At 60.8% G+C, this 21,148-nt stretch carries 12 protein-coding genes; 4 read left to right on the top strand and 8 right to left on the bottom strand.

Translation table 11 applies throughout. From position 1 onward, the window contains the following. Nucleotides 1-48: 48 nt before the first annotated feature. The 3 genes from OU993_RS04295 to OU993_RS04305 all read right to left on the bottom strand — a co-directional run bounded on the left by OU993_RS04295 (nucleotide 49) and on the right by OU993_RS04305 (nucleotide 10,880). Entirely contained in the window at nucleotides 49-2,082 is a 2,034-nt protein-coding gene (locus OU993_RS04295; RefSeq protein ID WP_442792865.1) for an O-linked N-acetylglucosamine transferase, SPINDLY family protein, read from the bottom strand. Nucleotides 2,083-2,285: 203 nt separating this feature from the next. Continuing rightward, nucleotides 2,286-8,981 (bottom strand): beta strand repeat-containing protein, encoded by a 6,696-nt coding sequence (locus tag OU993_RS04300; RefSeq protein ID WP_268155010.1) that lies wholly within the window; start codon nucleotides 8,979-8,981, stop codon nucleotides 2,286-2,288. 957 nt (nucleotides 8,982-9,938) lie between these two features. Next, nucleotides 9,939-10,880 carry a flagellin N-terminal helical domain-containing protein gene (locus tag OU993_RS04305; protein ID WP_268155011.1) on the bottom strand — a complete coding sequence of 314 codons (942 nt, stop codon included), beginning with the start codon at nucleotides 10,878-10,880 and terminating at the stop codon, nucleotides 9,939-9,941. Nucleotides 10,881-11,191: 311 nt separating this feature from the next. Here OU993_RS04305 and OU993_RS04310 point away from each other — a divergent pair, with 311 nt between their 5' ends. After that, on the top strand, nucleotides 11,192-13,129 hold the full coding sequence (locus OU993_RS04310; protein WP_268155012.1) for an O-linked N-acetylglucosamine transferase, SPINDLY family protein: 1,938 nt from the start codon (nucleotides 11,192-11,194) through the stop codon (nucleotides 13,127-13,129). 179 nt (nucleotides 13,130-13,308) lie between these two features. On the opposite strand, the gene OU993_RS04315 is transcribed toward OU993_RS04310, so the two are convergent. Next, entirely contained in the window at nucleotides 13,309-14,511 is a 1,203-nt protein-coding gene (locus OU993_RS04315) for a glycosyltransferase family 2 protein (protein WP_268155013.1), read from the bottom strand. 274 nt (nucleotides 14,512-14,785) lie between these two features. Here OU993_RS04315 and OU993_RS04320 point away from each other — a divergent pair, with 274 nt between their 5' ends. From OU993_RS04320 to OU993_RS04330, 3 genes are all read left to right on the top strand, one after another. Continuing rightward, nucleotides 14,786-15,613: a hypothetical protein gene (locus OU993_RS04320; RefSeq protein WP_268155014.1), complete on the top strand. Its 828-nt coding sequence runs from the start codon at nucleotides 14,786-14,788 to the stop codon at nucleotides 15,611-15,613. Nucleotides 15,614-15,739: 126 nt separating this feature from the next. Next, nucleotides 15,740-17,314: a capsular polysaccharide export protein, LipB/KpsS family gene (locus tag OU993_RS04325; protein WP_268155015.1), complete on the top strand. Its 1,575-nt coding sequence runs from the start codon at nucleotides 15,740-15,742 to the stop codon at nucleotides 17,312-17,314. Nucleotides 17,315-17,394: 80 nt separating this feature from the next. Beyond that, nucleotides 17,395-18,501 carry a DUF707 domain-containing protein gene (locus OU993_RS04330; RefSeq protein ID WP_268155016.1) on the top strand — a complete coding sequence of 369 codons (1,107 nt, stop codon included), beginning with the start codon at nucleotides 17,395-17,397 and terminating at the stop codon, nucleotides 18,499-18,501. A 116-nt stretch (nucleotides 18,502-18,617) separates the two neighbouring features. Here OU993_RS04330 and fliP read toward each other — a convergent pair whose 3' ends face one another. The 4 genes from fliP to OU993_RS04350 are packed head-to-tail and all read right to left on the bottom strand — an operon-like array spanning nucleotide 18,618 to nucleotide 21,146. Next, the gene (fliP, locus tag OU993_RS04335) at nucleotides 18,618-19,355 is read right to left on the bottom strand and encodes a flagellar type III secretion system pore protein FliP (RefSeq protein ID WP_268155017.1); all 738 of its coding nucleotides are present in this window, start codon (nucleotides 19,353-19,355) and stop codon (nucleotides 18,618-18,620) included. Then, nucleotides 19,352-19,861, bottom strand: coding sequence for a flagellar basal body-associated FliL family protein (locus tag OU993_RS04340; protein ID WP_268155018.1), 510 nt, complete (start codon nucleotides 19,859-19,861; stop codon nucleotides 19,352-19,354). The genes fliP and OU993_RS04340 overlap by 4 nt, the downstream gene beginning before the upstream one ends. Before the next feature lie 26 nt (nucleotides 19,862-19,887). After that, the gene (gene flgH, locus OU993_RS04345; protein ID WP_268155019.1) at nucleotides 19,888-20,598 is read right to left on the bottom strand and encodes a flagellar basal body L-ring protein FlgH; all 711 of its coding nucleotides are present in this window, start codon (nucleotides 20,596-20,598) and stop codon (nucleotides 19,888-19,890) included. Beyond that, nucleotides 20,595-21,146: a MotE family protein gene (locus OU993_RS04350; protein WP_268157505.1), complete on the bottom strand. Its 552-nt coding sequence runs from the start codon at nucleotides 21,144-21,146 to the stop codon at nucleotides 20,595-20,597. Before OU993_RS04350 ends, flgH begins: the two co-directional genes overlap by 4 nt. Nucleotides 21,147-21,148 lie beyond the last annotated feature (2 nt).

A 21,148-nucleotide genomic window follows, 5' to 3' on the forward strand; every position in this document is an offset into this window, starting at 1 on the left:
GAGGAAGAACCACAGGCTGAACCCGGAGGGTTGCGGCCTTTTTGAGCGTCAGTTCCAGAGCTTGTTGTCCGGCGCCAGCGGCATGTAATCGTCCCACTCGGCAAGCCGCTCGCGATAACGGGCGCGATGCGCCTCCTCCGTCTCCCACTCCGTGCCAGCCAGCACCAGGTCAGCACCGATCTCGTAATAGATGTCGAGATTGGACAGGTCCGGAACCGGCGTTTCGCCCCGCTCCGCCTCGCTCTGCATCTGGTGGAAAAGCTCCTCGAGACGGCGTGCGGTTGCCGGCATGTCGCGCAGCACGCAGGTCTCCCGCTTCCGCTTGAGGGACTCGCGAATGGCCCGCAGGCTCTTCGGGTCCTTGGCAAAACCGACTGCCTTGCGAACATAGTCGTCCGGTGACGAACACAGCAGTTCCGGCGCACCGGCGGCGGTTACGACACTCGCGCAGAAGCGGGCTGCGAAGCTCTTGCCCGGCATGGTGAGGACCGGAAGTCCCTGCATGATCGAGTCCGAGGCGGTCGAATGCGCTCCATAGGGGAACGTGTCGAGGAAAAGGTCTGCCAGAGGAATGCGCGCCAGATGATGCGGATTGGCGGCCTTGGCGGCAAAGATGAGCCGATCCGGCTCGATGCCGGCCTGCTTTGCCATGTCGCGCAGGCGCTGATCCACATCCTCGCCTCCGGTCAGGAGCCAGAGAATGCTGTTGGGCGCCAGCTGCAGGATCGCCATCCAGCGCATGAACACCGACGGGGTGATTTTCTGCATGCCGTTGAAGGAGGCGAACACGAACTTGTCCGCCGGCAGGCCCACCTCGGCGCGGGTTGGCGTTGCGGCGATCAGGCGCTTGCGATCCAGTGGCTGATTGCACGGAATTCTCAGCACCTTTTCGGAATAGTAGATCTCGTTTTCCGGCGGGATGATGACATCGTCCGCAATGATGTACTGGTGGAAGGGGCTGCCCATCGATCCCGGATAACCGCAGAAATTCACGATCACCGGTGCCGGACGATACGAGAAGATCTTCGGACGGGCGTGCTTGGTATAACCGTTCACGTCGATCAGAACATCGATCTCGTCGGCGCAGATCTGTGCGGCCGCCTGAGCATCGGTCATCTGCGCCACGTCGCGCCAGGCGTCGACGACCGCCTTGATGCGGTTCTGGGTGGGATCATTGATGCGGCGTTCGCCGCAGTAATAGGCATAAACCTCGATCTTCGTCTTGTCATGCAGTTCCAGGACTTCGACAAGCGCGAAGCCGACCGCATGATCGCGCAGATCGGACGACAGATAACCGACGCGGATGCGCTGGCCCTGGGCAATCTTGGGGCGGACCACCCCACGCGCGCTGCGGTCCAGATTGGGTCGGCTTCCGATCAGGGAGCGGTTGTATTTGTAGGCCTTGGCCAGCTGGAACAAAGGGTCGTCCGAATAGCAGCTCAGAGTGAGCGACGACATGGCATCCAGCATCTGCCGCTGCGTCACATGATTGGAGGGCGCAAGCACCGGCCACTTGCACTGACGCTGACGCAGCGATGCCCAGTGCTGGCCGTTCTCCAGATGGGTCGGCTGCAGTTCGAAGGCGGCGATCAGGTTCTTTTCCGCCTCTTCCATCTGGTCTGCGGATTCAAGCACGCGACCGATGTTCTGCAGCACCATCTGCCTGTGCGACACCCGGTCCGGCGTGACCTGATTGGTCTCGTTGACGTATTTCTGCCACTGCTGGACGGCCTGGAGGATCAGGCCGTTGTCCTCGAGTTGCCGCCCGAGGTTGATGTGGCCGGGACCGAAGCCGGGATCGATCTTCACGCAGGCGCGCAGGGCCTGCACCGCGCCGGCGGGATCGCCGGCCTGGGCGAGTGCGACGCCGTAGTTGAAATAGGCGATGTGGATCAGCGGATTGTCGTCGTTGAACGCCACCCAGGTCTTATACAGTTCGGCGGCAGCGGCAACTTGGCCCGCACGCGTCAATTCATCGGCAAACTGCAGCACATCGATGAGAGAGAGTTTCTGCTGCCGCGCCAGGTCGAGTTGAACCGTATGGGGAGAGGCCTGCTGAGGGGGTTGGATGTTCATGGTCATCCTGCGACGGCGCCTTCTGTGCTCGGTGGCTTGAGTGACGCATTCCTGCGTGATCCGGACACTACGAGGCTGAACTTGCGCAAAGCTGGAGGAGTACTCGCGACGGCTGTCAGAACAAGAGGCCGTCAAAGGAAAGCCAAGGGGTCGAAAAATAAAGAACGGCGCGGATTGCTCCGCGCCGTTGATCTTTCGGGATGTTTTACTTAGTTCGCTGCGTATACCGCAATGGCAGCGGCAACCTGATCAGTATCGAACTTGGAAAACTGGTCATCCGAGAAGGCATCCAGCTGATCCGTCGTGAGCGCCCCAAGATCCTCGGTCGCGAGGCCTGCGATCGCTGCCGTGCTGATGGCGGCGATTTCGGCTGTCGTGAACGTCTTGATCTCGTCGCTTGCCATCGCGGCGATCTGGGCAGAGCTCAGAGAGGCGATCTGCGAGCTCGTGAGCGCTTCGACCTGCGACGAAGACAGGGCCGTGATCTGATCCGTGCTCATCGCGGCGACCTGCAGAGCTGCCAGTGCCGGGATCTGCGTGGAGGTCAGACCAGCCAGAGCGTCCGTCGTCAGTGCGCCGACCTGGCGAACCGTCATTCCGGCCAGCTGGGTCGAGCTCAGAGCCTCGATCTGCGAGGAGGACAGGAGGGCCACCTTGTCGGTCGAGAGTGCCGCCACCTGGTTCTTCGTCAGCGCCTCGAGCTGTGTCGAGACGAGCGAGGTGATGACATCCGAGGACAGACCAGCCAGAGCCGCCGTCGTGATCGCGGCCAGATCTCCGGTGGAGAAGGTCGCGATGTCTTCCGATGTCAGAGCCGCCAGATCCGTCGATGTCAGAGCCGAAACCTGACCGGTCGTCAGAGCCTCGATCTGCGAGGTGCTGAAGGCTGCCAGCTGATCGGTCGTCAGCCCTGCAACCTGTACGGTCGAGAGTGCCGAGATCTGGGTGGAGGTGAGACCCGCCACCGCCGCGGTCGTAACCGAAGCCACCTGGCTGGCGCTGAGGCCGGACAGTTGGACGGAGCTGAGCGCCTCGACCTGGCTGGACGCCAGGAGCGCCACCTTGTCGGTCGAAAGTGCACCGACCTGAGCCTTGGTCAGCGCCGCGATCTGCGACGTTGCCATGGAGGTGATCGCATCCGAAGTCAGGCCGGACAGGGCTGCCGTCTTGATGGCGGCAATCTCATCCGTCGTGAAGGCTGCGATGTCGTCGGTGGCCATGGCTGCGAGCTGGCTGGAGGTCAGGGCACCGATCTGGGTCGTCGTCAGAGCTTCGATCTGAGAAGACGTCAAGGCGGCGATCTGTTCCGAACTCAGGCTGCCCACCTGGGCAGAGCTGAGAGCCGAGATCTGCGTCGAAGTCAGGCCGGCCAGGGCATCCGTGGTCAGCGCGCTCACCTGGCGGGTCGTCAGACCAGACAGCTGGACGGAGCTGAGCGCCTCGACCTGGCTGGAAGCCAACAGGGCTACCTTATCGGTCGCAAGCACTCCCACCTGAGCCTTGGTCAGCGCCGCGATCTGCGACGAAGCCATGGAGGTGATGGCATCCGAGGTCAGGCCGGACAGGGCTGCCGTCTTGATCGCGGCAATCTCATCCGTCGAGAAGGCTGCGATGTCTTCGGTCGCCATGGCTGCGAGCTGGCTGGATGTCAGGGCGCCGATCTGAACCGACGTCAGGGCTTCGAGCTGAGAAGACGTGAGCGACGTGATCTGATCGGTCGTCAGGCTGCTCACCTGGACAGAGCTCAGGGCCGAGATCTGCGTCGAGGTCAGGCCGGCAACTGCCGCCGTCGTCAGAGCAGAAACCTGGCGGGTCGTCAGACCAGACAGCTGGACGGAGCTGAGAGCTTCGATCTGCGAGGAAGCGAGGAGCGCCACCTTGTCAGTCGAGAGCGCACCGACCTGCGCCTTGGACAGCGCGGCGATCTGGCTGGAAGCCATCGAGGTGATCGCATCGGACGTCAGACCGGACAGAGCTGTCGTCTTGATCGCGGCGATCTCATCCGTCGAGAAGGCTGCGATGTCTTCCGTTGCCATGGCCGCCAGCTGGCTGGAGGTCAGGGCGCCGATCTGGACCGATGTCAGCGCTTCGACCTGAGAGGACGTCAGCGATGTGATCTGGTCGCTCGTCAGGCTACCCACCTGCGCAGAGCTCAGGGCCGAGATCTGCGTCGAGCTGAGCCCTGCAAGGGCGGCGGTGGTCAGTGCCGTGACCTGGCGAGTGCTCAGGCCAGAGAGCTGAACCGAGCTCAGTGCCTCAACCTGGCTGGAGGCCAGGAGAGCCACCTTGTCGGTGGAGAGAACACCGACCTGCGCCTTGGTCAGCGCTGCGATCTGGCTGGAAGCCATGGAGGTGATCGCATCGGACGTCAGGCCGGACAGGGCTGCCGTCTTGATGGCGGCAATCTCATCCGTCGAGAAGGCTGCGATGTCGTCCGTCGCCAGGGCTGCGAGCTGGCTGGAGGTCAGCGCACCGATCTGGACCGATGTCAGGGCTTCGATCTGCGAGGATGTCAGAGCGGCCACCTGATCCGTGCTCAGGCTGCCAACCTGGACAGAGCTCAGAGCCGAGATCTGTGTCGAGGTCAGGCCGGCCAGGGCATCCGTGGTGAGTGCACTCACCTGGCGGGTCGTCAGACCCGACAGCTGGACAGAGCTCAGTGCCTCGATCTGGCTGGATGCCAGGAGAGCCACCTTGTCCGTTGTCAGCACGCCGACCTGAGCCTTGGTCAGTGCCGCGATCTGCGAGGTTGCCATGGAGGTGATCGCATCCGAGGTCAGACCGGACAGGGCGGCCGTCTTGATGGCGGCGATCTCATCCGTCGAGAAGGTTGCGATATCCTCGGAGGTCAGGGCCGCGAAGTCGCTGGAAGCCAGAGCCCCCACCTGAACGCTGGTCAGAGCCTCGATCTGAGAGCTGGTGAGACCAGCCAACTGATCCGTCGTCAGCGCCGCGACCTGAACGGTCGAGAGTGCCGAGATCTGGGTGGAGGTGAGACCCGCGAGCGCCGCAGTTGTTACCGAGGCGATCTGGTTCGCACTGAGGCCGGAGAGCTGGACGGAGCTGAGCGCTTCGATCTGGCTGGAGGCCAGGAGAGCGACCTTGTCCGTTGTCAGCACACCGACCTGCGCCTTGGAGAGCGCCGCGATCTGCGAGGTCGCCATGGAGGTGATCGCATCCGAGGTCAGGCCGGACAGGGCTGCCGTCTTGATGGCGGCGATCTCATCCGTCGAGAAGGCTGCGATGTCTTCGGTCGCCATGGCGGCCAGATGCTTGGAGGCCAGGGCACCGATCTGGACCGATGTCAGGGCTTCGATCTGCGAAGACGTCAGGGCGGCGATCTGTTCCGAACTCAGGCTGCCCACCTGGACAGAGCTGAGAGCCGAGATCTGCGTCGAGGTCAGACCAGCCAGAGCATCCGTGCTGAGCGCGCTCACCTGGCTCGCGCTGAGACCGGAGAGCTGGACAGAGCTGAGGGCTTCGATCTGCGAGGAGGCGAGCAGCGCCACCTTATCGGTGGAGAGCACACTGACCTGCGCCTTGGTCAGCGCTGCGATCTGGCTGGAGGCCATGGAGGTGATGGCATCCGAGGTCAGACCGGACAGGGCTGCCGTCTTGATGGCGGCAATCTCATCTGTCGAGAAGGCTGCGATGTCTTCCGTCGCCAGGGCCGCCAGATGCTTGGAGGCCAGGGCACCGATCTGGACCGATGTCAGGGCTTCGATCTGCGAAGACGTCAGGGCGGCGATCTGATCCGAGCTCAGGCTGCCAACCTGGACAGAGCTCAGGGCCGCAATCTGCGTCGAGGTGAGGCCGGCAACCGCCGCGGTCGTCAGAGCCGAAACCTGGCGGGTCGTCAGGCCGGAGAGCTGGACGGAGCTCAGCGCCTCGACCTGGCTGGAGGCCAGAAGAGCGACCTTGTCGGTTTCAAGCGCGGTAACCTGGGCCTTCGTCAGTGCCTCGATCTGCGAAGAGACCAGCGAGGTGATGACGTCCGAAGACAGACCCGAAAGAGCCGCCGTCTTGATCGCAGCCAGATCTCCGGTGGAGAAGGTCGCGATATCTTCAGAGGTAAGAGCGGCGAGATCGCTTGAGGTCAGCGCTCCGACCTGGCCGGTCGTCAGGGCTTCGATCTGCGAAGTGCTGAGGGCTGCAAGCTGATCCGTCGTCAGCGCTGCGACCTGGACGGTCGAGAGTGCCGAGATCTGGGTCGAGGTGAGACCAGCGAGTGCCGCGGTTGTCACCGAGGCAACCTGGCTGGCGCTGAGACCGGAGAGCTGAACGGAGCTGAGGGCTTCGATCTGCGAGGAGGCGAGCAGCGCCACCTTGTCGGTGGAGAGCACGCCGACCTGCGCCTTGGTCAGCGCTGCGATCTGCGAGGAGGCCATCGAGGTGATGGCATCGGAGGTGAGGCCGGACAGGGCTGCCGTCTTGATGGCGGCGATCTCATCCGTCGAGAAGGCTGCGATGTCTTCGGTCGCCATGGCGGCCAGATGCTTGGAAGCCAGGGCACCGATCTGGACCGATGTCAGCGCTTCGATCTGCGAAGACGTCAGGGCGGCGACCTGATCCGTGCTGAGGCTGCCAACCTGGACAGAGCTCAGGGCGGTGATCTGGGTGGAGGTGAGGCCAGCCAGCGCATCCGTGGTGAGCGCACCGACCTGGCGGGTCGTCAGGCCGGAGAGCTGAACGGAGCTCAGCGCCTCGACCTGGCTGGAGGCCAGGAGAGCGACCTTGTCTGTTTCGAGCGCGGTGATCTGGGCCTTCGTCAGTGCCTCGATCTGGGTGGACACCAGCGAGGTGATCACATCCGAGGACAGACCGTTCAGAGCGTTGGTCTTGATGGCGGCGAGTTCAGCAGTGGAGAAGGTCGCGATGTCTTCCGAGCTGAGGGCGGCGAGGTCAGTCGAGGTCAGGGCACCGATCTGCGCCGTCGTCAGGGCTTCGACCTGCGAGGATGTCAGGGCGGCGAGCTGATCGGTCGTCAGGGCGCCGATCTGCGCAGAGCTCAGAGACGCAATCTGCGTCGAGGTCAGGCCGGCAAGCGAAGCGGTCGTCAGAGCCGAAACCTGTCGGGTCGTCAGGCCGGAAAGCTGGACCGAGCTCAGCGCCTCAACCTGGCTGGAGGCGAGCAGCGCCACCTTATCGGTCGAAAGCACACCGACCTGCGCCTTGGTCAGGGCAGCGATCTGCGAGGAGGCCATCGAGGTGATGGCATCTGAGGTGAGGCCGGACAGGGCTGCCGTCTTGATGGCGGCAATCTCATCCGTCGAGAAGGCTGCGATGTCGTCCGTCGCCAGGGCGGCGAGCTGGCTGGAGCTCAGCGCGCCAACCTGCGTGGTCGTCAAAGCTTCGACCTGCGAAGACGTCAGGGACGTGATCTGATCGGTCGTCAGGCTGCCAACCTGGACAGCGCTCAATGCCGAGATTTGTGTCGAGGTGAGACCGGCCAGCGAAGCGGTCGTCAGAGCCGCAACCTGTCGGGTCGTCAGACCGGAGAGCTGAACGGAGCTGAGGGCTTCGATCTGGCTGGAGGCCAGGAGGGCCACCTTGTCGGTCGAGAGCACGCCGACCTGCGCCTTGGTCAGCGCTGCGATCTGGCTGGAGGCCATCGAGGTGATGGCATCGGAGGTGAGGCCGGCCAGGGCAGCCGTCTTGATGGCGGCAATCTCATCCGTCGAGAAGGCTGCGATGTCTTCGGTCGCCATGGCGGCCAGATGCTTGGAAGCCAGGGCACCGATCTGGACCGATGTCAGCGCTTCGATCTGCGAAGACGTCAGGGCGGCCACCTGATCCGTGCTGAGGCTGCCAACCTGGACAGAGCTCAGGGCGGTGATCTGGGTGGAGGTGAGGCCAGCCAGCGCATCCGTGGTGAGCGCACCGACCTGGGTGGTCGTCAGGCCGGACAACTGGACGGAGCTCAGTGCCTCGACCTGGCTGGAGGCCAGGAGAGCGACCTTGTCGGTTGCGAGCGCGGTGATCTGGGCCTTTGTCAGCGCCTCGATCTGGGTGGACACCAGCGAGGTGATCACATCCGAGGACAGGCCGTTCAGAGCGTTGGTCTTGATGGCGGCAAGTTCAGCAGTGGAGAAGGTCGCAATATCTTCCGAGCTGAGGGCGGCGAGGTCCGTCGAGGTCAGGGCACCGATCTGCGCCGTCGTCAGGGCTTCGACCTGCGAGGATGTCAGGGCGGCGAGCTGATCGGTCGTCAGGGCGCCGATCTGCACCGAACTCAGAGCTGCGATCTGCGTCGAGGTCAGGCCGGCGAGTGCTGCGGTCGTGACCGAGGCGATCTGCTTGACGCTGAGGCCGGAGAGCTGGGTGGAGGTAAGGGCTTCGATCTGCGAGGAAGCCAGCAGCGCGACCTTGTCGGTCGAAAGCACACCGACCTGCGCCTTGGTCAGGGCCGCGATCTGCGACGAGGCCATCGAGGTCAATTGATCACTCGTGAGGCCTGTAAGAGCCGCCGTCTTGATGGCTGCAATCTCAGCAGTGGTGAACGTAGCCAGATCGTCTGTCGACAGAACCGCGAGCTTCGCGGACGTCAAGGCGCCGATCTGAGCGGTCGTCAGCGCTTCAATCTGCGACGACGACAAGATCTCGATCTGGCTTGCATAAAGTGCGGTGACCTGAGCGATGCCGAGGCCAACGATCTGGCTAGACGACAGGGCCGACATCTGGTCGAGCGTCAAGCCGGTAACCGCGCTGGTGGAAATCGCAGCAATCTGGTTCGAGCTCAGAACAGCAATATCTTCAGTTTCAAACGCTGCCAGCTGGGTGGAGCTGAGCGCCTTGATCTGCGTTGTGCTCAAGGCCGCGATATCAGACGTCTTCAGAGCCGCAATCGAGGCGGTGGAAAGGGACTTGATCTGATTGACAGTGAGGGAGGTGACGATCGATGTCATCTAGTGAGCCCTTCGTTCGGGAAAGTTCGCGATTACGATGCCCTTGTCGACGCTCTCCCGAGAGTTACTCTCCTCGCGAGACCGGAAGCGTTTTTCGCTCTCCAACCCGGATCTCATGACCTCCGAACCGCTCAGCGGTCCCGACGATCATAAAGTCCAGATGGACCAAAGGTTTGATTGAACATGACTCGCGCGAGTCTCGCAGCCGAGGGGCTTCATGCTATCGGAGCTTCGATCGCCCCGCCCTCTACGCCATTCCATTCGACACCATGAGGAGCTGCGAATCGCTTCGCAACCACGGCGCTTTGCTGTTTCTATGCACCTATAACTTGGAAGATGCAGGCTTATCAATTAATTTTGCCTTAAACGGGACGGACGATTCCATGAAATTTCGATAAAACCCAGTAACCAGACCGAAACAATTGCACTCTTTGCATCGACAAGACTCGAGACACACGGCCGCAAAGTAAAAAAATATAGATCGATCAGAAACTTAAAACAGGATAGACTCTCAGAATTCATTTAGCCGGAGTCATCACCGGGAGGCACATGGATCCTGTTATGTATAACTTTCCGAGATTCAATCACAAATGGAGAAAAAACTGTCATATACGACCCTCATCCGTATCGTTTTCAGGTCATTAACCGACATAAACGCGACATCTGACGTATTGAATCCGCGCGCACACGCCACATGAATGTAGACAGGAATCGAATCTACATTCGTAATATATCATATTAGTTTAATCGAAAGACAGAATGGCGAGATGGAGAGGTCAGATACTTGCCGGCGATCACGGCAGACTGACGAAAGACCCAAAAGGGCGGATATTCGAGCAATGGCTCGACGCTGACGCGGGCAAGAGATGACGCGAAAAAACCCGCCAGCGATGCTGGCGGGTTCTATTGATCGGACATGCGCGAACGCACGTCCTATGTGATTGGCGAAGCCTGCTCTTAACGGAAGAGCGACAGGACGTTCGACGAGTCGCTGTTGGCGATCGACAGAGCCTGGATACCCAGCTGCTGCTGCGTCTGCAGGGCCTTCAGGCGGGTCGACTCTTCGTTCATGTCGGCATCAACCAGCTTGCCGACGCCTTCCGTGATGGAGTCCATCAGGTCGGAGACGAATTCCGTCTGCATGTCGATACGGCTGTTGATCGCACCAACGTCAGCGGCAGCGTCCGTCATGTCCTGCAGGACCGCGTCAACGCCCGAAAGCGCGTTCGACAGGTCGCCGGTCGTCATGTTGCTGATGTCGAGCGACAGGACCGAGTAGGTCAGCGAAACGGTTGCGCCATCGGCATCCGTAAAGCTCATGTTGCTGGACAGCAGGCCCGTGCCGTCGGTGACGTTTGCGCCGGCCGTGTCGACTTCGATGAGCGAGGAGTTGTTGGTGTCGTATTCCAGCGTCGTCAGGCTGACATTGCCTTCGGAGTCGCGGTTGAAGGCACCAACGATGGCCTGCGTGCCAGCACCGGCAGATGCGGTGTGGTAAACCCAGTTTTCGCCCGAGAAGGAGGCCGACTTGGCGATCGACTCCAGCTGGTCCTGCAGCTGATCGATTTCCTTCTGGATCTTGTCCTTGTCAACGCCCGGCTCGGAAGCGGCGGTGATCTTCGCCTTGATTTCGTCTACGACGTCGATCGAGGACTCAAGTGCCGTGTAAGCAACATCGGTGGTGGCGGCGCCGAGGCCGAGTGCGTCCTGAACGGTACCGAGAGCCTTGTTGTCGGAACGCATGGTGGTAGCGATCGACCAATAGGCTGCGTTATCGGCTGCGGTCTCGACCTTGTAGCCCGAAGAAATGCGGCTCTGCGTCGTTTCCATGTCGCTGTTGATGGAACGCAGGGTCGAAAGTGCTGCGATTGCAGAGGAGTTGGTCAGAATACTGGTCATAGTTATAGTCCCTTGTTTGACTTTGGTACTGTTGGGGACATACCGGGCTTCAAAAACCGGTAATGACGTCTGGCTTCATGCCCACTCGGTTCCGTTTTGCCTCAGAAACCAAACCCGTCATGTGAGAGTGACAGTCGCAGAGAATGATTGCGGATTCCTTAAATCCGTCTGGACAAACCGAGTGAAATGGTCACTGATTCGTAAACGACGCTCCGACACCGGTTTCGGACAAGCTCCGCTCCCTATGCTCTCCGCCAGACTGCGGCTTGTGTGCCGCTCGATGACCGCAAAGTTAGCTCTGGAGCCCGACGTTGACCTCTCAAATCCTGTTTTCGAGTGCATCCAAGAGTTTCCACAAGGGCAAGTATACCGAGGCTCTCGCGTCGCTGAACAAGCTTCTCGACCACTCCCGTGATGTCAAAACCTATGCTCTTCTTGCCAAAACACTGATTGCTCTCGGCTTCAAGGAAGATGCAGCCAAAACTTATGTTTTGGCGGCGGAGCTTGGTGGTTCGCGCGCGGAAGACTTTTACGCTGACGCGATGAAGATCTACTTCGAACTGGGCCAGGACGAAATGGCACTCAGTCTGGGGCGCCCGCTCCTGGAGCGTGCACGGCGCGACCCGGAACTGGCCTTCATCATCACCTCGCTGTTCCTGAAGCGCGGCGAAAAGGACATGGTCCGTGTCTTTTTGCCGGCGTTATCCACAAGTTCCAACTCCAAGCACAACAGCCTTGCCTTCCTGCTCCTGACGGGCACGCCGGAAAACCCGCGTGACCGCGAAACGGTCGCCAATCTTCTGGAGCGGCTGCCGCGCAGCATTGTCGTCATCATGGCGCATCTGGTCTTCCAGCGCGAAGTCAACAACTACTGGGAGATGGAGCGCCTGCAGCCGGAACTCGACCGGATGCTCGCGAAGAACCCGGCCCAGATGATGAAGGTGGAGGCGCCGTTCTACAACCTGCATTGGCTGGCCGACGAAGCGCTCAACAAGATCGCCAGCTACAAGCCGGAAGCCTATCCCGCGACGAACAAGCTGGAACGCCATTCGAGACCACATGCCTGGAGCAAGAAGTTGCGGATCGGTTACCTGTCATCCGACCTCTGGCACGACCATGCGACGATGAAACTGGCCGGTGGTGTACTGTCCCTGCATGACCGCGAAAAGTACGATGTCACCGTCTTCTGCTATACAGATCCCAGGCACCTGAAGGCGGAGATCGACCAGGACCGCAGCAAATGGGGCAAGATCGTCACGATCCGCGACCTCAATGACGCAGCAGCGGCCCAGACCATCCGAGACCACAACATCGATATTCTGATCGACATGAAGGGTCACACACGCGGCGGACGCCCGGGCATTCTCAATCACAAGGCAGCGCCGGTCCAGGTTGCCTGGCTCGGCTTCCCGGGCACGACGGTCAATATCGATCTCGATTACATCATCGGCGATCACCATGTGCTGCCCGATCAGTCGAAGCCGCATTATTGGGAAAAGTTCTGCCGGATGCCGGAAAGCTATCAGCCGAACGACCCGTTCAACCGGCCGAGGCGCGACCTCTTCACCCGCGCCAATGCCGGACTGCCGGAGGACGCCTTTGTCTTCGGCTCGTTCAACGCAACCCGAAAGATCTCGCTCGCCAATGTCAACCTCTGGGTCCGCATCCTGAAGGCCACTCCCGGCAGCGTGCTCTGGCTGATGTGCAAGGCAGACGAGGCGCGCGACAATCTGCTGCGCAGGTTCACCTCGGCGGGGATCGAAGCCAAGCGGATCGTGTTCACCAAGGTGGTGTCCTACGAGGAGCACCTGGCCCGCCTCACCCTCGCCGATCTTGGCCTCGACACCTATCCCTACAATGGCCACACGACCACCTCCGAGCAATTGTGGGCGGGACTGCCGGTTCTGACGCTGAAGGGCAGCCACTTTGCCTCGCGTGTCTCGGAGAGCCTGCTGCGTGCCATCGGCGTGCCGGAGTTGATCGCTGAGAGCGAAGACGACTATCTGCGCATGGCCGTCGAGTTCTACCAGAACCGCGAGCGTCTCGAACCCTTCAAGGCACGCCTTGAGGAGAACCGACTGGTCAAACCGCTGTTCGACGCGGAACGCTTCTGCCGGCATCTGGAAAAGGCCTATGACCTGATGGCTGAGCGGGCACGCCAGGGCCTGGGGCCGGACCATATCGACGTTCCCGCCCTGCCGGACCGCGCAACGCCCTTCCTGATCGAAAACACGGTCGACAATACGTAAGACAGATCCGATCCAGCTGTGGTTTCCTGACAAAGACTGCCCGGCGAGCTCGCCGGGCAGTCTTTTCATTTTGTGGCGGCTTCAACGCGACAGTCTTCCGATCCCGCGCATGCCCCATGAAAAAGGCGCCCTCCTTGCGGAAGACGCCTTCAACCGATCCGCGCTGCGGAAATGTCGCGTCAGCTGAACTGTGCCATGTAATGCCGCAGTTCAAAGATGCCGTCGCCCGCGGCTGCATGCCCTGCGAATTCCGGATGCATCACCAGCCAGGCACGCGGCCCCTGATGCCCCGCGCTCGGCTGACGTACCACCACAGTCTTCAGATGGTCAGGGATCAGGTGAAGCGCTTCGTCGTTGACCAGCGGATCGACAATGACCTCGCCACCGCTGTAACCGGACGCTTCCGTCAACGCCGTAACGATGGCGGCCAGCGTGCAGATCTGTTCGAAGGTTTCCTTCGGCGCCGGCTGCGGATGATAGGCGGCCATGCGGTGATACATGATGTAGGCTTCCGGCCAGTATCGGAAGGCGATGTGCAGGCGTAGCGCCACCGATTTGCGGATCAGCATGAACTGGATGAAGCGCTCGTGGAACGACAGCCGCTCGGAATTTCCGAGCGTGCTCGAAATCTTCGCATGCGAGGCAAGATACTCGATCCCGCCAAGATAGGTGTCCCACTGGAACATCGTCTCCTTCTTGCCCTGCTGCACGTTTTCATCGGCGGCAATGCCGGTGACGCGGGCAAAGGGCGCCGGGAGGAACAGAATGTCGGCCTTGCCAAGCGCGCGGGTCGTATACAGGAAGGCCCAGAAGATGAACGGACCGAGGCTGGATATCGTCTTTTCCAGGACATCCCGCCGAATGATGAGGAATTCCGGAAAGACATGATATTGCAGGATGAATTCCAGCATCTGCTGGAACTCGCCCTGCCGGAAACGCTGCGGGCCCGGGATATGGTAGAAGGGCTGCATGTCGCGCCCGCCATTGCGTTCGTCCACCAGCATCCACGGGGCCTGGATCATGCCGAGCGCCGGATCCTGCTCCAGCAGGCGCAGATATTCCATCACCTTTTCCGGGATCAGCAGATCATCGTCGCCGAGGAACAGTGCGTACTTGCCGCGGGCCCGCTGCATCGCAAAGCCGTAATTGCTGAGGAAGCCGGAATTCTTCACGCGCCGGAAGTGCGAAATCTCCGGCACCCCCGCCAGCGATTCCAGGAATTCGTGGGTTCCATCGGTCGAGCGGTCATCGACGATCACCATCTCGAACGGTATGCCCAGCTTGCGGAACACCTCCAGGTGAAAACGCACGTTGCGTTCCAGCATCGGCCTGCGATTGTAGGTCGGCACGCAGATCGACAGTAGTGGCGAGTGTGCGAGCATCTTGGTCTCCCTTGCGGCTTGCCTTGCGCCGCAATCAGGGCGCCATCCACCCTTCGCGATTAGAGAGCTATGCTTTCGCGAGGCTGTTGCGGGCGATCGCGGCAGCAAACAGTGCCGAAAACGCCGAAGAGCGCCAGCCCGGCACAAGTTACTCGGCCTAAAGTCGTCCCGATAGGCTTATGCTCTCTGTATTTGATGCTTGGCGCATACGACGTCCGGATTGCCGCCAGCTCCTTTTCTTCGAGGGTATCGCGCGCCGTATTGGAGATCATTTGTGAACAAGATCGTTCTTGCCAGATATCTTGAGCCGGTCGACTGGATTGTCGATATTCCCGATGATTTCGAGGTCTATATCTACAACAAGGGAGACGCGATCACCGCTCCGGCCGTTGTCAGCAGGGCCTCCCACATCATTCAACGGCATAATACCGGTCGCGCGGCGGAGACATATCTCTACCACATGATGACGGAGGTGAAGGACGACAGCGACTTCACCGTCTACGCGCAGGCCGATCCATTTCCCCACAGCCCGGATTTTCTCGAACTGCTGCGGATCTGGCGACACTGGGACGACCTTCAGCCGCTCTCGTGGTGCTGGAAGGATGATCTGGATGTGCCGCCACGTCACCTCCTGCGCGAATACGAGAACCGGCTGGACGGCCGTCTCCGCATCCGCCCAGAGCGCTTTTCCCTGCATAGCTGGTCACCGGTCGAATTCTTTGACGAAGGCGCGGTTCGGACCGGCAGCACGTATCGCACACTGCATCCCGATCTTCCGGAGGGCGGCAATCTCGCCGCGCATTTCCTCAATCGTGCTGGCCTTCCGCAGATTGCGGAGAAGGCAGCGGCACATTCGCTCGGTGTCTTCGCCTATGGGGCACTGTTTGCCGTCCGCAATGAACTGATCAAGGACGTGCCCGAGCCTGCTCTGAAGCAGTTGTACAACGCGACCATGGCGCACCCCTGCTACGGCTACGTTATGGAGCGTCTGTGGCTGCATTTCTTCGGATGCGATTTCGAACTGCCGCGTTTCTTGCCACGTCTGCCACAGCAGACGGCAGAGGATGAATGGTTTCAACCGAAGACGGCTGCGGTTCGATGATGGGACGGTGCATCGATCAAAAGCATCCGAAGTCGGGAACAGCTCCCCATGCGGCTGAGACTGACGCGATGACGCGAAACGATGATTAAAGAGACAGAGTCGGTGAGTTCGATGGATAACCCAAAAATGCGATCCAGTTTCTCCGCGCAGGCCGGAACTGCTTCAGACCCGGTCGCATCCTTTGCCCCGGCCGCAGGCCAGGCCCTTATTCCCGTCGAGCTGGAAGTTCCGCCGATCTGGCTGTCGTCGCCTCTGGATGGGGAACGAAACCGGCAGATGTTTTCGCAGCTCTGCTGCGCCCTCGCCACCAAGCCCTTGGCCATTCACATGTCCAGCATTGGTCCCGGCATGTACGACCTGCCGCGTGAAGCGCCCGCCGGTGGCTTCGTGTTGTCCTACCATTCCTATGGCGACGGCCCGAACATTTGGCGCATCAAGGAAACCCCCATCGCCGGATGGTATTCGGTGGACGAGACCGGTTATTCGGGCTGGAGTTCGTTTGCACGCTTTCCGGAACGCTACGCCGAAGGTGTTGCCGGCATGAATGCGGCGAGCAGCATCGAGTTCGTCAACCGGATCAGAACCCAGCTTCGCGAGAAGAATGAATCGAAATACAAACAGACGCTGCAGGCTTTCGACGTCCGCACACCGTATGTCTATTTTCCGCTTCAGGTCCTGAGCGATCCCGTCTCGCAGTTCTATCGTCTGGATTGCCTCGACGTGCTTGGCCGCGCGGCAGAGATTGCGGAGAGAACCGGGATCACGCTTGTCGTCAAAAGGCATCCGCTGTGCGAGTCTCCCGTCGTTGACGATGCCTTGAAAAAGCTCACAGCGCGCTTCAGCCGCGTGGTGGTCTCGCAGGCCTCGGTCCATCAACACCTCGAAAACTGCCAGTCCGTCATCGTTGCGAACTCGGGCGTCGGGATGGAAGCGCTGCTCTATTTCAAGCCGGTCTTCACCTTCGGATCCAGCGAATATGAACTGGCAACGCAACCCATCCATTCGCTGGACGAGGTTGAGCTTGCCTTCGCCCCGGTCTTTGACGATGTGCGTGCGCGATGCGCAAAGTTCATGGCCTACTATCTGCAGAAGTGCTGCTTCTCCATTCACGATCCCAAAAGCGTGGAGCGGATCGTTGATATCGCGATCAGGTCCATACGACCGGTAACATCACCGACAAACGCCCCGTCGCCGCAAACGCAGCTTCAGAGTGCCCTGATGAAGGTGGACTATCTGAGCCGTAAGCTTTCCGAGACGACACTGCGTGGCAATTACCTGGCCAAAATGGTCATGGCAGCAGAAGCCAAGTTGCGCGCCATGGACAAGCCTTCGACGGCCGAAGCCACCGTTGCGGTCTCCGAGCACACGCAGCCTGCCCCGACACCCACATCCAATGCACTGATGACAGCGGCACTGGCGCTTTTTGATGCCACTTTCAGAGTCTCGGACGCGATGGAACCGACCTCCGACATCATTGGCGACTGGCTGACCGAGTCGGGCCAGATGATCACCTTCACGCCCGAATTCACCATGCTCATGAATGGCAAAGCGTGCGGTCGTTGGGTTCAGATCGAAGACGGTGCCGCCGTCCACTGGACCGATACCGAGATGCTGGATCTCGTGGAGGTCGAGGAGCACGGGGACGCGTTGACCGTCACGACGCTGAAGGGCGAATCCTTCCGGGTCTCGCGCCGTCACTGACATACGCCAGCACAAACTCTTTATCGAAACACAAACGCCGCTCTGACGCTCACCATCACTCAACAGGACACCCGATGAACATGTCCATTCTTGACACTCCCGCGCCGCAGGCCGCCGAATGGGCCGTTGCGCCGGCCGTTTCCGAAGCCGATCTGGCAGGTTCGTTCTGGCAATTGACGAGCCTCGACATCGGACTGATGTCGCCCTTCCTCGTGCTCGCACCGGAGGGTCGGGTCGGCAACTTCTTCAGCCCGTCGGTGGATTACTGGCACGTGTTTCAGAACCATCTCTGCCTCGTCAACAACGAAGGCGGCGTGAGCGTGATCTTCAACGCCGCGCAGATGACGGGCGGCGCAATCTCCAGCCTCGCCGGTCGCGGCACGATCAACGGCACCACCGGCGTCTTCATGCTGACCCGCACGGAGCATCCGGCGCATCCGGTCAAGGCGACCCCGGCGGGTGTGGAACGACGGGCCCATTTCCTTGTCGCGCCCGACAAGCCGCAGCGGCCGAACCTGGTCGTCGTGCCGGCCAATGCGCAGACCCTTCATGGGCACTGGCTGGAAAACCTGCCGGACAACAAGCGCAGCTGGGATCTCTGCGTCGGGTTCTACGGCACGGAACGTCCCTTCCTGCCCGCACCGGCGGAATATCTTGCGCATCTGCCGCAGAAGCGGAAGTTCATGCTGCTCGCCGATCTTTTCTACGAAGACAGCCCGCTTTGGGATTACGAGCGGATCTGGCTGCCCGATGACGACCTGATGGTCTCCGGGCAGGACATCAACCTGATGTTCCACCTGTCGCGCAAGCATGGCCTTGATCTTTGCCAGCCGGCGATGTCGGAGGGACCCGGCAGCCATCCGAACCATCCGCTCACGATCCGCCGTCCGGAAGGCGGGGTTCGCCACGAACGTTTCGTTGAGATCATGTGCCCGCTGTTTTCGAAGCGGGCGCTGAAGATCTGCATTGGCAGCTTCAAGGATTCCGTTTCCGGTTACGGCCTCGATCACCTGTGGCCGAGCTTCCTTGGACGGCCGCTGGAGCGCATGGCGATCCTGGACGATATCGGCGTGACGCATACAAGGCCGATCGGCGCGACCTACAATGTCGGCGCTGCAATCGGCGAGCAGAATGCCACGTTCCGTGTGTATGGCTACAGCTTCCAGCCGGTCCCCGGCGTTCGCTGAAGGAACCGCGTCGCGGTAACACTCAAAAGGCCGGCGGTCGAAGGACCCCGGCCTTTTTTGATGACTTCAAATCGCGCAGCGGCACGGGTTCCGTCCGCGCCATCACACGGAACCTCTTAATTGAACGATCGGACGAGACTTCCGACCAAAAGGTTCCAGCCGTCGATCAACACGAAGAACAGGATCTTGAAGGGGAGCGAAATGGAGGTGGGCGGCAGCATCATCATGCCCATGGCCATGGTGATGGCGGCGACGATCATGTCGATGACCAGGAAAGGCAGGACGATCAGGAAGCCGATCTCGAAACCGCGGCGGATTTCCGAGAGCATGAAGGCCGGGATCAAGACGCGGTAATCGACCAGCTCCGGCGTGCCGACGGATTGGCCGCGTTCCTGCGCGATCTCGACGAACAGCGACAGGTCCTTGTCGCGCGTGTTGGCGGTCATGAAGGTCCGGAACGGCTCGGCGATCCGCTGGACGGCGGTTGCCTCGTCAATCTCGTTGCGCAAAAGCGGCTGCACGCCCTCGTTCCAGGACCGGTCGAAGGTCGGCGACATGACGTAGAAGGTCATGAACAGCGCCATCGAGATCAGCACCAGGTTGGAAGGGGCTGTTGCAAGCCCCATGCCGGTGCGCAGGATCGAGAAGGCAATGATGAAACGCGGGAAACTGGTGACCATCACCAGGATACCCGGCGCGATCGACAGGATCGTCAGAAGCCCGAAGGTGCGGATGATCCACGCTGCAGCCGAGCCATCGACGGGCAGATTGAGAAGATCTGCCGGCGATTGCTGAGCAAGGGCAAGGCTCGGGACCATTACGAAAATGGCGAGCAGCGAAAAAAGTCGAATCATTCGATCACGAAGGTTCTGAACATCACCTTCGATACTTTGCCTTGAGAACGCAGGTCAACACGTTCCTGAATGTCGTCCTTAAGATATTGAAAGCCGCGCGGGCCCTCGATCTGCTGCAACGAAACCGTCCGCATGTAGGCAAGGATGTCCTGATGGATCTCCTCGGCAAGCGGCAGTTCCGGCGGACCCTTGAATGCAAGCGCGACCTCCAGCCGGATCCAGCTGTCGGAGGGATAGGCAAGGTTGGTGGTGATCGGCTCCAGTTGCACGACGCCATTCGCCTCGGTGGAGATGTGCGGGAGGCCCTCCTCCATCTTCTCTCCGTGCGCGCCTGCCGCTTCCGGCTTGGCGGGCTCCTCGGTGACCGGCGGCTTGGGCGCGATCATGCCGCCCAGCACCCAGCCACCGCCTGCACCGACGAGCGTGACGATGGCAACACCGGCGATCGTCATCACCAGTCCGCCCTTCTTTTTCTCCGGGCCGCCTTCTGCTGTTTCTTCAGCCATGCGTCATCCTTTCGCCCTCTCCGCCATCAGAACGGCGAGAACAGGTCGACCACCTGCTGCCCGACCGGCGGCTGCTGCACCTCCATCAGGCGACCGCGGCCACCATAGGAGATGCGGGCTTCGGCGATCCGGTCATAAGAAATCGTGTTTTCGGCATCGACATCCTTCGGACGTACGATACCGGCGACGTTCAGGATGCGGATCTCGTGGTTGACGCGCACTTCCTGAGAGCCGCTGATCAGGAGATTGCCGTTCTCCAGAACGCCGGTGACAACGGCAGCGACGAGCAGATTGAGCTTTTCGGAACGCTTGGTGGAGCCCTTACCCTTGGTGGACGTGTCGGAATCAGTGCTCAGGTCGCCGTCTGTCGACGGGTTCCAGCCGAGGATGCTCGCCCCCACGTCCCACGACAGTCCGGTGGAATTGGTGCGGCTGCGGTCCGTTTCGTTGTCGAAGTCGGCCTTGTCGTTGATCTGGATATCGACCGTGAGGATATCGCCGACGTTGAGAGCACGGGCATCCTTGAAGAGGGCCGCCTGGCTGTCGCTCCACAACGAATAACCGTTTGCCATCTGCCGCGGCTGCTTGGGATAAAGACCCATCTGCGGCGTCTGGGCATATTGCAGACCGCTGCCGATCGGGCTCATGGACGGCGCATTGCCGATTTCCTTGATGGTCTGGCTCTGGCAGCCTGCAAGCATCAGTACGGCCAGCAGGGCGGGGGCGCGCTTGGTCATGAACGGTCCTTCGAAGTCTTCGGGTCGGCAGCACTCGACATGATCATGGAGATCATGCCTGCCGTTTTCGGGTCCATCTCGCTGAGGATCAGGCCCGATTGGCGCGCCGGTAATTTCATGATGATGGCGGCCGCCAGTTCCGGCCGCATTTCCTGCAACTGGGGGGCAGCGGCATCCGCCTTCATCGTCTTGTAGATCTCGACCAGCCCGGCTTCGGCTTTGGCCATGAAGTCGTCGCGACGCTTCAGCCATTCCTCGTATTCCGCCTTGCGCTGCTCCAGCAGCACGATGCGCTGGTCGACATCCGACTGCAGCTTTTCGAGCTCCTGCTTCTGCAGGAGGTAACGCTGGTCGCGGGCCGTATCTGCAATGTTCGTGCAGAACTTCTCGATATCCTCGGCCGTGGTGCTGGGCAGCGCGGGGTTTGCCTGCTGTGCATTCACCTGCGGAACCAATAACAACAGAGCCGCCGCTGCGGCGAGCCGGAGGAACGTGCGGTTGCTCTGGTTGCGGCCGGCTTCATCCTGCCGGTTCGATTTCGCCATCATGT

Origin of the sequence: Rhizobium sp. SL86 (assembly GCF_026672545.1) — a bacterium.
Lineage (GTDB): Bacteria > Pseudomonadota > Alphaproteobacteria > Rhizobiales > Rhizobiaceae > Neorhizobium.

Bases quoted from the DNA above. Each gene is read 5' to 3' on its own strand.
- flgH (WP_268155019.1), bottom strand. From the start codon at position 20,598: ATGACCAAGCGCGCCCCCGCCCTGCTGGCCGTACTGATGCTTGCAGGC.
- OU993_RS04305 (WP_268155011.1), bottom strand. From the start codon at position 10,880: ATGACCAGTATTCTGACCAACTCCTCTGCAATCGCAGCACTTTCGACC.
- OU993_RS04350 (WP_268157505.1), bottom strand. From the start codon at position 21,146: ATGATGGCGAAATCGAACCGGCAGGATGAAGCCGGCCGCAACCAGAGC.
- OU993_RS04330 (WP_268155016.1), top strand. From the start codon at position 17,395: ATGTCCATTCTTGACACTCCCGCGCCGCAGGCCGCCGAATGGGCCGTT.
- OU993_RS04325 (WP_268155015.1), top strand. From the start codon at position 15,740: ATGCGATCCAGTTTCTCCGCGCAGGCCGGAACTGCTTCAGACCCGGTC.
- OU993_RS04315 (WP_268155013.1), bottom strand. From the start codon at position 14,511: ATGCTCGCACACTCGCCACTACTGTCGATCTGCGTGCCGACCTACAAT.
- fliP (WP_268155017.1), bottom strand. From the start codon at position 19,355: ATGATTCGACTTTTTTCGCTGCTCGCCATTTTCGTAATGGTCCCGAGC.
- OU993_RS04300 (WP_268155010.1), bottom strand. From the start codon at position 8,981: ATGACATCGATCGTCACCTCCCTCACTGTCAATCAGATCAAGTCCCTT.
- OU993_RS04295 (WP_442792865.1), bottom strand. From the start codon at position 2,082: ATGACCATGAACATCCAACCCCCTCAGCAGGCCTCTCCCCATACGGTT.
- OU993_RS04340 (WP_268155018.1), bottom strand. From the start codon at position 19,861: ATGGCTGAAGAAACAGCAGAAGGCGGCCCGGAGAAAAAGAAGGGCGGA.